Genomic DNA, 13,114 nt, shown 5'->3' with positions numbered 1-13,114 from the left:
GGTAAGGTTGAGTGTCGGCGAGTGGCAGAGGTCCAGCAACAATGACTTTGAGACGAACCAGAGCTCACGGCGCGTCCGGCTTGGTTCTAGCGGTTTGCACTGTGTTTGCTTGGCAGAACGCCACTGCCGCTCAAAATTGCGACGCAGCCGCGACGCCTGGCGTCAATTGGCACGAGTGTGACAAGAAGCTTCTCATCCTAGAAGGACAGGACCTGAGCGGGGCGAACCTGTTCGGTGTTGATTTCACTTCGACCGACCTCAGGAACAGCAATCTCCTTGCGGCAAATCTTGAGAAGGCAACGCTTGTGCGTGCTTCCCTGGCCGACTCGACCGCCAAAGGCGCCCGGTTCGACAGAATCGAGGCCTACAGGACCGACTTCAGCCGTATGGACGCGCAGGGCGCTGTGTTTGCGAGCGCAGAAATACAGCGCTCGAATTTCCAGGGCGCCAATCTGACCAATGTTGATTTCACAAAGGCAGAATTGGGGCGTGCCCAGTTCCATGACGCCGATATCAGCGGCAGCCGCTTCTCGTTTGCCAATCTCGCACGGGCGGACTTCCGGGGAGCGACGTTCACCGCGCCGATAGACTTTGACCGCGCCTTTTTCTTTCTGACCCGTATCGAGGGCGTCGACCTTTCCAATTCGGTGGGTCTGTCCCAGTGGCAGCTCAACATGGCTTGCGGAGACGCCCGGACCGAGTTGCCTTCTGGCTTGACGAGGCCTGAAGATTGGCCCTGTCAATTCCAGCAGGAATAGTTGTCGGCAAGCGAACTGCGGCAATGCTGCGCCCGACAGGATGAAACTGAGAACCCCTATGTCATCGTTTGCGCTATACAACTTTTGCGACAGCCGGGAGCGGATGAATGGAATCGGGCCGTATTTCTCCCACTACCCACGCGGTCCGAGGCGGCAGAAATGGGGCCGAGCAGACCGTCCGCCGCTAGGGTACCCAGCACGCGAGCGGACATGTGAGAGCTCGGTGCGAAGGTCCGGGATCAGGCCCATTGCGGACGTACGTGTTGGTTCGCCTGTTGGCGCTGAAGCGCCCATTTGGGCCGCTAGCCGCACATGTGCGGCGGCTCAAAAAAGCCGATTGTCATGCGCCAGCGGAACGCTGTGACAAGCGAACACCAGCGCCGCCACCTTCTCTGGAATGAATTCGATCCCGGACGCTTCGAAGACTGCACGAATTTCGGCGAGGGTTGAATTCTTTAGCTGTTCGCCTCTTTCCAACCGCGCGATGGTATCGGGAAATACGTTTGCGTTTAGGGCTAACTCTCGAGTTCCCCAGCCCAACGCGACACGTGCCATTTTGCACTGAACTGCATTCATTTCGTAACCGTGATACGATTCTTGTTGATCCATAGCCGCTTTTTCAATATCGGCGTCGGCTTTCCTTGTGCGACCGTCTGCGTGCCCGAGGGTGAGGACGTGGCGGTCCACTCGATCGAGGCGCTCAATGAAGTGCTCGGCGAGGGGCCGGATATGGCAGCTCTCCGCGAGAAGGCCGAAGCTGATTTTGCGGCACATCAGGCTCGCTGGGATGCAGCTGCCGAGGAGGCTGGTTACACCGCCGCGCTCAAGGCCGAGTGCGAGGCTGGCGACCGGGCACAGGATCTGCTGGAAGCGTTCTCAACGACCCCCGCTACGACTCTCGCCGGTGTGGCGGGCAAGCTCGATGCCGTGTTGCGCGAGGGCGAAGCCTGGGAGGAATGCTCCGTGTTCCCCTGGCCGCAAATCCGCTCGGCGCTCAGCGATCTGGTGCTCATCGCCGAGCAGACGATGCCGGAACAGTTCATTCGCGGCGAGCAGCGTCGCAAGCTCGGCAAGCGGCGGGCTGGCTGCTGTTTCCGCGCCTGAAAGACGAAGAAGGAGGCGAGCTATGAAGCCCATCCAACCCAACTTCCGGCGTCAGCCGAGAACCCCTCAACTTGCGGCGAAGCGTCTGCCTCACGTCACCCTTCAACCGCCATGGAATTGCCAGCGCAGAGCACTCTTGCGGCATCTCACCATCCGGCGGTGAGCGATCCCGATCTGCTGGATGCCTTCAACCGCGATGCCGCCGTGCAGAAATGGACCGTGCCTGAAGCTGCAGAGGCAGCGACAGCCCTGTGGGGAAAGCCAGCCGCAACCGCAATCGCCTGGTGCGCCGTGTCGGCGTATTGCGACGGGCGGACACAGGAGTATCGATTCTGGTTTCGGGTATTCGCCCTCTTCAAGCGGGTTCGCCCAATGCCGTGGCGGAAGCAGCGTCCGGCAAGGCTCGTCCAGACTCTTCCCGATAGATGGGGAGATTATGTCCGGCAAGAGAACTGCCCGCTTGTCGAGAGAACGCCGGACCGAAGTCAGCCCGTCAAGGCCAGAGCCGCATCGCTGTGGCGCGTGCTGCGCCAGCCTTGACCGGCAGTCTTCGGCCCGGCGGCCGCTTTGGACGCAGGCAAAACTCCGGTACGAGCCGTACCGCTCTACCCCTCGGGGTACATTACTCCGGCAATTCGTCGCCCTTGATCGGCGCCTTCCCTTTGCCGGCCCGTTTCAGGATATGCAGCGCCTTGGGAAGGTCGGCACGGGCAGCGCGTTCCTGAAAGTAACTTTCCGTGCGCAGCGCCGAAAGCTTCTCAGCGACTGCCACGTTAATGAACTGGTTGAGCGGCACGCCTTCGCTCTCCGCCACCTTGCGCGCCTCATCCAGAAGCGAGAGCTGAAGCCGCAGTGCGAAATTGCTTCTCCTCATGTCTTTCTCTCCAATCGTCTCAGCGCCTCGCCCGGCGACAGGACCAAGATACCGAAGCGCTCGGCCACTTTGCCGAAGTCGCGTAGGTTGAACGTCACTATAGCATCCGCCAGTCCGTTTACCGCAGCTTCCAGCACCATGTCGTCGTCCGGGTCGCGAACGGCGGGTCGCCAAAGGAAGACAAGGCGAACCGGCTCGGCGACGGCCGCCACCGCATCGAGCAACGCGTTCACATCCCCAGCCGACAGGCAGGAAGCCTCAAGGTGCTCAGGCCTTGTCATGACCGCCTGGTACTCGATCATCAACGGCACCGAAGCGATCAGCGTCAGCCGGCGCTCCAAAGCTGCCACCAACAGTTGGCGCGAAGCGCCGGCATCGCTTCGGATCGCCGCCACCATGGTCGCCGTATCGAGAAGCAGTCTCACGCAAGCATATTGGATATTGCGTGCGATATTGCAAGAGGCTCGAGCTTTGGCAGTTTGGCTTGGTTTCGGAATTCCCAAATCGCAGCGCGCAAGTATTTGCACGCCACCGTACGACCGCGCCGCAACTGAACTTGTCTTGCTGATCATCACGCCGCTCAATGCCCTTGATCTACACAGAAGAGCGGGCATGCCATGGTGGACGAGGCCAAACCTGGGAGCGACAGCGCAAGCCATGACTACAGGGCTGAGATGTCGGCACGAGACATGGCTGAACGAGCCGTCCTGTCGATCGCCCGTTTGTTGGGTCGGCGGGTTGCTCGGGAGCATTTCGAGGAATTGCAGGGGGCCAACGACAACAAAGTTCATCCTCTTGAAAAAACACCGTCAGAAGGGGAGGGTGGGGACGGCGGCGGCCATTAACAAAGAGAGGAAGAGGAGCGGTTCATGACCCGTGTCGCGCTGTATGCTCGTTACTCATCCGACAACCAGCGCGAAGCCTCTATCGAGGATCAGCTGCGGCTTTGCCGAGAGCTCGCGGCCAGGGAGAGGTGGACTGTCGTTGAAACCTATGTCGATGCCGCGATATCCGGCTCAAGCGTCATCCGTCGACCAGACATCCAGCGGCTTCTCGCCGATGCTCAAAGCGGGCAATTTGAGATCGTTCTAGCCGAGGCACTCGATCGCTTGTCACGCGACCAGGAGGACGTAGCCGGCCTCTTTAAGCGACTGCGCTTTGCCGGTGTCAGGATCGTCACTCTCTCTGAGGGCGCCGTGGACGAACTGCACGTGGGCCTGAAAGGAACGATGAACGCGTTGTTCCTGCGCGACCTAGCCGCCAAGATCAGGCGGGGCCAAAGCGGCCGCATATTGAACGGCTACAACGCCGGCGGCCTCTCTTACGGCTATCGCGTGGTCAAAAAACTCGATGAACGCGGCGAACCGATCCGCCGTCTGCGCGAGATCGATGAGGATCAAGCCGAGGTCGTGCGTCGGATTTTTCGGGAATTCGCGGCTGGTCAATCGGCGCGTACGATAGCTGCAGGCCTCAACAGGGAAGGTATCCCATCACCCTTTGGGGGTGCGTGGGGCGCCTCGACCATCAATGGCAATCTCAAGCGGAGAAGCGGCTTTCTCTACAACGAAGCCTAAATCGGGCTGCTCGTCTTCAATCGTCTTCAAATGCGCAAGGATCCCGAGACTGGGAAGCGCATCTCGCGGCCGAATCTGCCGGAAACCTGGCAGGTCGTTGAAGTGCCGCATCTGCGTATCATCGACGATGAGCTATGGGATGCAGTGCAAGCCCGCAAGAAGCTTTATGGAGGCATGAAACTCCATCACCGCCGACGGCCGAAGCACATGTTCTCGGGGCTCGTGCGGTGCGGCTGCTGTGGCGCTTCCTATACGGTGAAGAACAGGAACCAGCTTGCTTGTGCCGCGCACCGTGAGAAAGGCACTTGTACCAATAACAGAACGATCCGTGTTGGCGAGCTTGAGAAGCGTGTGCTGGAAGGCATCCAGCGGCGCTTGCTGGCGCCAGATGCCATTGCGGGCTTCCTTGCTGAATATCATGCTGAGCATAAGCGACTGAACGCCATGAACCGCGAGCGGCAAAGGGAAGTCGAAAGGCGGCATGCCGGCATCGACAGGCAGATCGCTAACGTCGTCGATGCTATCGCTGACGGTGTCGCGACGACCAGCATGAAATCGAAGCTACTGGACCTCGAGCGCGAAAAGGAGAATCTAGCCCGAGAGCTACAGGCGATGGCGGCCGCGGAAAGCATTGCGGAGTTTCATCCGGCTGCGGTAACGGTTTACCGTCGGCAAGTATCCGAGCTCCAGGACGCGTTGCAATCCGACGAGTGTGAGCGGCACCAGGCGGCGAGGATCATCCGCTCACTGGTCACGGGGATCGAGATCATTCCGACGGAGGGTAGGGGACAGGTTGAGCTGAAAGTTCGCGGTGCGCTGGCGGAGCTTCTCAACCTGCCAAATCGTAAACCAGGAACAGCGCCTAGCGCTGCAGTGATGGTAGCGGGAGAGCGCTACCGCCTTCCCCACACTCATCGAACTCCCAGTTACAATTTCGCTGCTGCGGCTGAGCGAGGCGCGCTATCCTAATTGCGGCCTGGCGGGTGACGGCATGGGGCCCAGAAGCCGACGTTCACGAAAGTGAAGTCAAGTTTGGACAGCCCCATCAATTTCCAATGCGATACGCATCAGCTGCTCGATAAAGTCGCTAACTACTCTCGATGGACGTCGGTTGGGTGGCAACAACAGAAGAGTTCGGAAGGAGATTCCCGGGAGAAATGGACGGAGGCTGAGGTTTCCGTTGAGATAGGGAAGGGCAGTTAAAGGATTGACCATTCCGCATCCAAGCCCCGCATTGACCATCGAGCAGATGGTGGTGGAATAGGGGGTTTCTAGAACCACTTTGGGCTTGATGCCGTGATCAGCGAAGATGGCCTCTGCTTCCCGTCTCGTAGTGTCCTCCGGAGCCAACGCGATGAAGGCCTGCCCATGGAGATCGGCGGGACGGATCACTTCCCTCCCCTCTAGCGGATGGCCCCTGGGCATGGCGATCGCGACCCGGTAGTTCCGGAATGGGTGGGCTTCGACGCCCGCAAGATCGATCTCGTCCGCCGCCAGGCCGACGTCGAACTGGCCGGAGGCGACGAGTTCTTTGACTTCCGAGGATAGCCTTGCCTGAAAGGTGATCGCAACGTCAGGGTGACGGTGTTGAAATGCCTTTAATGCCTTTGGCATTACATTCGTACTTAATGCGGAGAGACTTGCGATCCGGATTTCCCCCGAACCGAAGTCGCGAATCCGCGCCGCGGCCCCTTTCAAATGGATGAGGCCGGAGAATGAGGTCTCCACTTCCCTGAAAAACAGGTTGCCTTCTGCCGTCGGCGACATCCGTCCTTTGATGCGGTGGAAGAGCGCGAAACCGATGTCGCGCTCCAGTTCTTGGACGGCCTTGCTCACCGCAGGTTGTGAGATGCGTAGTATCTCCGCGGCGCGTGAGGCGGTTCCAATCGTCATCACGGCGTGGAAGACCTCGATCTGGCGAAGATTCATGGCGCACCTATAACCTGAGAGAATAGCACATCCCGATCTTGATATTGGACGGAATAGGTTTTGTCATGCTGTAACTGTCTCCAACACATGAGGAGCAAGCATGAACGATCTCACTCAATGCGTTGTGACCCCCAAAGTCAAAACAGACGGCTTCGAGGCTCTGGGTGCAGCCGTCCATCGGGCTTCGACGATCGTATTCGCGGATGCCGCAGCCTACGCCACTCGCGGCCAGCGAGGGCCTGACGGCTATTCCTACGGCCTCTACGGCACCCCGACGACGCGTACACTGGAGCAAAAGATCACTCAGCTCGAGCAGGGTCACCGGACGCTTCTCGCGCCATCGGGCCAGGCCGCAAACGCAATCGCAATGCTCGCCGTCCTCAATGCCGGAAACAAGGTACTGGTGGCGGACACGGCCTATCCCCCGGTCCGTGATTTTGTGAACACCGATCTGGCAAAGTTTGGCGTCCGAGCGGAGTACTACGATCCCACTTCGCCCGAGGGGCTCGAACATCGGATCGACGGGAACACGAAACTGGTGTGGTGCGAGTCCCCCGGCGACCATGGAAGTCCAGGATCTGCCGCGGATTGCCGAGATCGCGCATCGGCACGGCGCGCTCGTCGGATTCGACAACACCTGGGCGACCCCTCTTAACTTCAAGCCCCTCGTACATGGGGCCGACATCGTGACCGAAGCGCTCACCAAATATATCTCGGGCCATTCCGACGTGCTGATGGGATCGATCACGGTGGCTTCCGAGCAGCTTTTCAACGCGCTCAAGGCGACTATGGGGCGCGCCGGGATCGGTGTTTCCCCCGACGACGCCTCTTTGGTGTTGCGGGGCATGGAGACTCTTGGCGTGCGAATGAAACACGCGCACGACGGCGCGACGGCGATGATCAACTGGTTCCGCGGCCACCCAGCCGTCGAGCGTGTGCTCTACCCCGCCCTGCCGTCTTCTCCCGGGCACGAATTCTGGAAGCGCGACTTCCTCGGCGCGAGCGGAGTGTTCAGCGTGGAATTGGTTCCCGAAGCACTGCCGCACGTGCCGGAGGCGCTCAATACGCTAGAGACGTTCGCCATCGGCGCCTCGTGGGGTGGGACACGCAGCCTCGTTGCCCCCATGCCCGTGAAGAGCAACCGCTCCGCGACGACTTGGAGTGGGCAGGACCTCCTTCTGCGGTTCAGCGTGGGGTTGGAATCGCACGACGATCTCATGGCCGATCTCGAGAAAATGTTGGCCCAAATCCAAGCACGGATCGACGACGAGCGGTTCGGCAAAGAAAACATCCGGCAATCAATGCTGTGAGTGAACACAAAAAGGGGAATGACAATGAACAACAACAACGAATTTAGACAGGCGCTCCTTCCTGGCGGGCGTCTCAAAACTGCTGGGAGTTTCGGCGATATCCTCCATCCTGCCGTCAATCGTTGCGGCATCAGAGGTTAAGGACACGCTTCGCATCGCGATCGCCAAGCCCGCCGGGGATATCAATCCTCACAAATACACCGGCCTGTGGGGCGTTCAGGACGTCGTTTTCGAGCCGCTGGTTAAATACGGCCATGACGGTAAGATCGAGCCAGGGCTGGCGACCGAATGGTCGGTCGAAGACGGGGGCAGGCTGCTTAAGCTCACCTTGCGCAAGGGCGTGACTTTCCACGACGGCACTCCGTTCGACGCCGCGGCGGTGGAATGGAACCTGAAGAGGTGGATCGGACTCGAAGCGAACAACTGGATGAATTCGTCCCGGCTTTACGCCGGAACGGACATCGTCGACGATGATCACGTCAACGTCCGGTTCAAGGAACCGGTCCTCGGCCTGCTCCAGGAGTTCGCTTACGTCCGGCCAGTCAGGCTCCTCAGCCCCAAGTCGGTCTCTGGGGACGGTAGCTATAAGGCACCCGTCGGCACGGGACCGTGGCATCAAGCGACTGCCGGGAATGAGGGCAGTGCCTTCGAGCGCTTCGACGCCTACTGGGGTGACAAGCCCTCTTTCAAATATCTTGAGGTAAAAGTCCTTCCGGACTCGCGCGGCCGCATGGCAGCGTTGCGCGCGGGCGACGTGGATCTGATCGGCGGAGCGTTTGTGTCGCCTTTGACCGCAACGGAAGCAGAGACGCTGAAGGGAGCGGGCATCGATGTCGTCATCGATCCCGGCACCACCACAATGATTATGGCCTTCAACACTTCCCGCGTCGAAGCGCTGAGGGACCCGAAAGTCCGCAAGGCGATCAACCTCGGCATCGACCGGGCTGCGATCTCGCAAGTGCTTTACCGCGGTCTGGCGACCTCCACTGGCAACCTGTTCTCCGAAACCGTTCCGTATTCGGGGAAGCGCTTCGATGTGCCTAGGCGGGATACCGAGACCGCAAAGTCGCTGCTCGAGGAGGCAGGCTGGGTCGGGGGGCCTGTCAGGCAGAAGGACGGCAAGGACCTTGCCATTGAACTGGTCGTTAGCGAGGAGCAAGTACCGGGGTCCCGATCCGTCGCGGAAGTGATCCAGTCCGAGCTCCAGGAGATTGGCGTCACGCTCACGATCCGCTCGGTGGATCATGCGTCGCGGCACAGCGACATTCCGGAGCGCAAGTTCGATCTCGCTTTCTTCCAGACGTTCGGCGCGCCATACGAACCTTTCGGGACTGTGGTGGGCCTGTTCCTATCCACCTATGACAACGGCGTGGACGGCAAGCTCTTCATCGACCCCGAGCACCTCGATCCGTTGGTGCTCGCCGCGATGTCAGCGCCCGAAGGCGAGATGGAAGCAGCTCTGCAGAAGGTCTATGACTGGCTGCACGACAACGACGCCATCGCGCCGCTGCTCTTCGTTCCGGGCATATGGGCGCATGCCGCTCGGGTGAAGGGCTTCCAGAGCCCCGCGACCGAGTACGACATGCCCTACGAGAATATCACACTGGCGGAGTAGGATACGGCCGTGTTCGCCTTCATCGCTAAAAGGGCCCGCAACGCAGTCTTGTTGCTGTTTCTGGCGTCCGTTCTATGCTTCGCGCTCGTGGTATCCGCTCCGGGCAACGTGGCGATACTCATCGCCGAGCTGCGGACGCCGACGGCCACCAAAGCCGATATCGCCAAGGTCGAGGAGGAATTGGGGCTCAACAAGCCGCTTCTCGAACGCTACGGCTTCTGGCTGAACGGAGCGATCCACGGCGACTTCGGCATTTCCTACAAGACGGGCGAGGCGGTCGGCGCGTCCCTCAAGAGCCGCCTTGCCGCGACCGCCACCCTCGTTGCGGGCGGAGCGGTCGTGGCTTTCTTGCTGAGCCTGTTCGTCGGCTTCGTAGGCGCGCTCTGGGCACATAGGGCGCCAGACGTGGTCACCCGAGGGAGCGCTCTTCTGGGCGCTTCGACTCCGTCCTTCTTCGTCGGAGCACTGCTGGTCTACGCCTTTTCGGTCACGTGGCACGTCTTTCCGACCTTCGGGTTTGCCGGACCCGTCAGTTGGGTGCTTCCATGGCTCACTCTGGGATTTCTTCCCGCAGCAGTTCTGAGCCGCGTCGTCCGAGTTGGCTTCGAGGAGGCGATGGCCAAACCCTATGTCCTAACGGCCATGAGCAAAGGACTGTCAAGGACGAGTATTCTGGTTCGCGACGCGATCCCGAACATCGCGCCGACGTACTTGAACGCCTTGGGAACGCAGATCGGGACGATGGTCGTGGGCGCGGTCGTTGTCGAACCTCTGTTCGCTTGGCAGGGCATCGGCGACCTCTTCCTGACCGGGGTGAGATTCCGCGACTTCATGGTCGTGCAGGCCTGCCTTCTGGTCTTCATCACGTTCTTCATCATCCTGAACGTCGTGGTCGACATCTGCATTACGCTGACCGATCCGCGCCTTAGACTTCAAAGGAGCTGAACATGCAGCCAGTCAGACCACTCCTGAAGGCCATTGGCGCCTTCCCGCGCTCGGCGGTATTTACTATCGGCGCGTTCGTTCTGTTGGGACTGCTCGCACCCTACATCGCGCCACATGATCCCAATGCGCAAGACCTGCTGATCGCTGGCCAGGGCCCGACGCTCGCCCATCCCTTCGGAGTCGACCATCTCGGGCGCGATACATTGAGCAGGTTGATTGTGGCGGCTCGGACGTCGCTGGTCGGAGTCTGTCTCGTCCTTGTGTGCGCGCACGCCATCGGCATCGCCATCGGCACGATTGCCGGATACCGGCGGGGCTGGACGGACGAACTGCTGATGCGCATCGTTGACGTCGGCCAGGCAATCCCCAGCCTCATCGTCTCACTTGCGGTGATCGGCATTGCCGGAGTCAGCTACTGGAACATGATCCTCGCGCTCGCGCTCGCCTGGTGGCCGGGTAGCGCCCGCATTAGCCGGGCCGTGGCTGTCAACACCATGAACAAGCCCCACATGGAGGCCCTAAGAGTATTGGGCGCAAGTCCCGTTCGCATTTACTTTGTCCATCTTCTTCCCACGACGATCGGGGCGGTGCTCGTATATGCCACGGCCGACGCCGGAGCAGTCGCGCTCGCAATCGCAACGTTGAGCTTCCTCGGGCTGGGCATCCAGCCGCCGACGCCTGAATGGGGACAGATGTTGGTCGACGCGCTTCCATATCTCGAGTCCGATCCGCGCCAGGTCATCCTGCCGGGACTGACCCTGACTTTAGCTGTCATCGGATTCAACATCCTCGGTGAAGCGGTCGCCCTCAACAGAGTTCCGAAGCCGCTGACCTCCCGGATGCTCGCGGCCCGCCGCCGGGTAACCGCATTCTGGGCCAAGGAGGCACGGCCATGAGTTCTGAACCGATACTCCGCGTCAAAGATCTGACCATAGACCTGCTGACGGCGCATACCGTGGTCCGCCCAGTCGACGGAGTAGCCTATGAACTGAGCCGCCGAGAGACCCTCGCGATTGTGGGAGAAAGCGGTAGCGGCAAAACGGTCACCTGCTTTGCGCCTCTCGGCCTGATGCCCGTGGGCGTCCAGGCGGATATATCGGGCACCATTTTGTTCGACAGCCGCCAGCTCGTCGGATCGGACAATGAAACGCTTCGCAGCCTGCGCGGAAAATCCATTGGCTTCATTTTCCAGGACCCGATGAGCGCGCTCAATCCCGCCCGCCGGGTCGGACGGCAGATAGCCGAAGTAGCCGAGCTTCACCTCGGCATGACCGCAAGAGCTGCGGAAACCCGGGCGCTTGAACTTATCAAGATGGTCGGGATGTCCGACCCCGAAATACGCCTCAAGCAGTATCCCCATGAGCTTTCGGGCGGTCTCCGACAGCGTGTCATGATCGCAATCGCCATTGCCGCCGAGCCGACACTTCTCGTAGCCGACGAGCCGACCACCGCGCTCGACGTGACGGTCCAGGCGCAAATCCTCCGACTGCTGAAGGAAATCCAGTCCAGAATGGACATGGCCATGATCTTGATCACGCATGACATGGGTGTCGTGGCGGGCTCGGCCGACCGCGTAATGGTGATGTACGCGGGGCGCCACGTCGAAACCGGACCGACCGAGCGTGTACTCTCCCAGCCGCAGCATCCCTATACGATGGGCCTCATCGACGCAATTCCGAGGAAACAGGACGCAATCGGATCGCGTTTCCGTGGATTGCCGGGCGTTCCGCCCATCCTTGGCGCGCCGATCACAGGGTGCGCTTTCATGCCCCGCTGCGGATACGCTGTGGATGCCTGCGGCGAGCGGCGACCGCCGTTCTTGCCGACGGCAGTTCCGGGTGTGTCAGCCGCCTGTCCCGTTCTGAATATTCGGGCGAAGGAGTGCGCTTAATGAGCGCGGTACTCGAAGTCGAGCATCTGGTCACCAGCTTTCCAAGCGCCAAACGTGGCCAAACGATCAAAGCGGTAAACGACGTCTCAATCCACCTCAATCAAGGCGAGATCGTCGGCTTGGTGGGGGAGTCTGGCTGCGGCAAGTCCACGCTCGGCCGTTCGATCGTCGGCTTGGAAAAACCCCAATCCGGACGTGTCGTTTTTGATGGCATCGACCTCGGCTCCTTGAGTGGACGCCGTCTGCGGGAAGCGCGTCGGGCAGTTCAGTACGTGTTCCAGGACCCCTATGCATCGCTGAATGATCGCCAAACTGTGGGCGAAGCCATAAACGAAGCCCTCATAATTGCAGGTTTGCGTTCGCAAACGGAACGCGAGGGGAGGATCGCTGAGCTCCTCAACCAAGTCGGTCTGGCGACGACGGTCCGGGACAGATTCACCCGTGAACTCTCAGGCGGCCAGAGGCAACGCATCGCGATCGCGCGCTCGCTGGCCGTAGAGCCGCGGGTTTTAATCTGCGACGAACCGGTCAGCGCGCTAGACTTGTCTATACGGGCGCAGGTCATGAACCTATTCCTCGACCTCAGAGAGAAGCTCGGCGTGTCCTGCCTCTTCATCGCGCATGACCTCGCGCTTGTCCGGCAGGCGGCGAGCCGGGTCTACGTGATGTATCTCGGCAAGGTGGTGGAAAGCGGTAGCTCGGAAGAGGTCTACCGGAATCCGAGCCATCCCTACACCCAACTCCTTCTCGCGTCTGTCCCCGAGGCTGATCCTGCCACCGAACGTCGGCGCAACCCTCCGTTGATCACGGGCGAAATCCCAAGTCCGACGAATCCGCCCTCCGGCTGTTTCTTCAGGACGCGGTGTCCCCTTTCAGTGGAAGCTTGTGCGGAGGCTGAGCCTGTGTCGCAAGAAGTAAGCTCAATGCACAAGGCGGCGTGCAGGTTCGCCGGCGACCTATTCGCGAAGCGGGTCTCGGCCGCATGATTAAACGTCAGATCTAGCTGAGCGTGCGGGACCTGATGCGTTGCGCATTCTGGTGGCGAAGCAGAGATTTGCGCTCCTTCCTTCCGGTACCGGGCCGGCAGTGAGTGGGAAAGCGCTCTGTCGGCAGC

13 protein-coding genes and 3 pseudogenes are annotated in these 13,114 nt (G+C 60.5%); 12 read left to right on the top strand and 4 right to left on the bottom strand.

The features are described 5' to 3' along the window. The first annotated feature begins 41 nt into the window (after window positions 1–41). Window positions 42–758, top strand: a complete 717-nt coding sequence (locus tag NKH89_RS27580) for a pentapeptide repeat-containing protein (protein WP_352547711.1) — start codon at window positions 42–44, stop codon at window positions 756–758. Window positions 759–1,098: 340 nt separating this feature from the next. Here the strand turns inward: NKH89_RS27580 and NKH89_RS27575 are convergent. Further along, window positions 1,099–1,334, bottom strand: a pseudogene (locus NKH89_RS27575) (helix-turn-helix domain-containing protein). A gap of 21 nt (window positions 1,335–1,355) precedes the next feature. Between NKH89_RS27575 and NKH89_RS27570 the strand changes: the two are divergent. Further along, entirely contained in the window at window positions 1,356–1,862 is a 507-nt protein-coding gene (locus NKH89_RS27570; RefSeq protein WP_023722513.1) for a hypothetical protein, read from the top strand. Between the two features lie 111 nt (window positions 1,863–1,973). Continuing rightward, a complete protein-coding gene (locus NKH89_RS35875) occupies window positions 1,974–2,402 on the top strand; it encodes a Y4oE-related protein (RefSeq protein ID WP_023722512.1) in 429 nt (142 codons plus the stop codon). Between the two features lie 82 nt (window positions 2,403–2,484). Here the strand turns inward: NKH89_RS35875 and NKH89_RS27565 are convergent, their stop codons facing one another. Together NKH89_RS27565 and NKH89_RS27560 are read right to left on the bottom strand one after the other, a co-directional pair. After that, window positions 2,485–2,736 (bottom strand): hypothetical protein, encoded by a 252-nt coding sequence (locus NKH89_RS27565; protein ID WP_023722511.1) that lies wholly within the window; start codon window positions 2,734–2,736, stop codon window positions 2,485–2,487. Beyond that, the gene (locus NKH89_RS27560; RefSeq protein ID WP_156948314.1) at window positions 2,733–3,308 is read right to left on the bottom strand and encodes a putative toxin-antitoxin system toxin component, PIN family; all 576 of its coding nucleotides are present in this window, start codon (window positions 3,306–3,308) and stop codon (window positions 2,733–2,735) included. The genes NKH89_RS27565 and NKH89_RS27560 overlap by 4 nt, the downstream gene beginning before the upstream one ends. Window positions 3,309–3,425: 117 nt before the next feature. Here NKH89_RS27560 and NKH89_RS27555 point away from each other — a divergent pair, with 117 nt between their 5' ends. From NKH89_RS27555 to NKH89_RS27545, 3 genes and pseudogenes are all read left to right on the top strand, one after another. Next, window positions 3,426–3,581, top strand: a complete 156-nt coding sequence (locus tag NKH89_RS27555; protein WP_156948310.1) for a hypothetical protein — start codon at window positions 3,426–3,428, stop codon at window positions 3,579–3,581. Between the two features lie 24 nt (window positions 3,582–3,605). After that, a pseudogene (locus NKH89_RS27550) lies at window positions 3,606–4,457 on the top strand (recombinase family protein); the annotation flags it as partial. A 27-nt stretch (window positions 4,458–4,484) separates the two neighbouring features. After that, a complete protein-coding gene (locus NKH89_RS27545; protein ID WP_352515820.1) occupies window positions 4,485–5,279 on the top strand; it encodes a recombinase zinc ribbon domain-containing protein in 795 nt (264 codons plus the stop codon). A gap of 57 nt (window positions 5,280–5,336) precedes the next feature. Here the strand turns inward: NKH89_RS27545 and NKH89_RS27540 are convergent, their stop codons facing one another. After that, entirely contained in the window at window positions 5,337–6,239 is a 903-nt protein-coding gene (locus tag NKH89_RS27540; RefSeq protein WP_352515817.1) for a LysR substrate-binding domain-containing protein, read from the bottom strand. 100 nt (window positions 6,240–6,339) lie between these two features. On the opposite strand from NKH89_RS27540, the pseudogene NKH89_RS27535 reads away from it, so the two are divergent. The 6 genes and pseudogenes from NKH89_RS27535 to NKH89_RS27510 all read left to right on the top strand — a co-directional run bounded on the left by NKH89_RS27535 (window position 6,340) and on the right by NKH89_RS27510 (window position 12,986). Next, a pseudogene (locus NKH89_RS27535) lies at window positions 6,340–7,549 on the top strand (trans-sulfuration enzyme family protein). Between the two features lie 61 nt (window positions 7,550–7,610). Then, window positions 7,611–9,164 (top strand): ABC transporter substrate-binding protein, encoded by a 1,554-nt coding sequence (locus NKH89_RS27530; RefSeq protein ID WP_352515819.1) that lies wholly within the window; start codon window positions 7,611–7,613, stop codon window positions 9,162–9,164. 9 nt (window positions 9,165–9,173) lie between these two features. Next, window positions 9,174–10,109 carry an ABC transporter permease gene (locus NKH89_RS27525; protein WP_352466286.1) on the top strand — a complete coding sequence of 312 codons (936 nt, stop codon included), beginning with the start codon at window positions 9,174–9,176 and terminating at the stop codon, window positions 10,107–10,109. A 2-nt stretch (window positions 10,110–10,111) separates the two neighbouring features. Continuing rightward, window positions 10,112–11,005 carry an ABC transporter permease gene (locus NKH89_RS27520; RefSeq protein ID WP_023680719.1) on the top strand — a complete coding sequence of 298 codons (894 nt, stop codon included), beginning with the start codon at window positions 10,112–10,114 and terminating at the stop codon, window positions 11,003–11,005. After that, window positions 11,002–12,000, top strand: coding sequence for an ABC transporter ATP-binding protein (locus NKH89_RS27515; protein ID WP_352453305.1), 999 nt, complete (start codon window positions 11,002–11,004; stop codon window positions 11,998–12,000). The genes NKH89_RS27520 and NKH89_RS27515 overlap by 4 nt, the downstream gene beginning before the upstream one ends. After that, on the top strand, window positions 12,000–12,986 hold the full coding sequence (locus NKH89_RS27510; protein WP_352453304.1) for an ABC transporter ATP-binding protein: 987 nt from the start codon (window positions 12,000–12,002) through the stop codon (window positions 12,984–12,986). The genes NKH89_RS27515 and NKH89_RS27510 overlap by 1 nt, the downstream gene beginning before the upstream one ends. The last annotated feature ends 128 nt before the right edge of the window (window positions 12,987–13,114 follow it).

This window comes from Mesorhizobium sp. M0923, from assembly GCF_040319365.1.
Lineage (GTDB): Bacteria > Pseudomonadota > Alphaproteobacteria > Rhizobiales > Rhizobiaceae > Mesorhizobium.
Note: the sequence above shows the minus strand (reverse complement) of the source record. Positions and strands in the feature narration are given on the sequence as shown.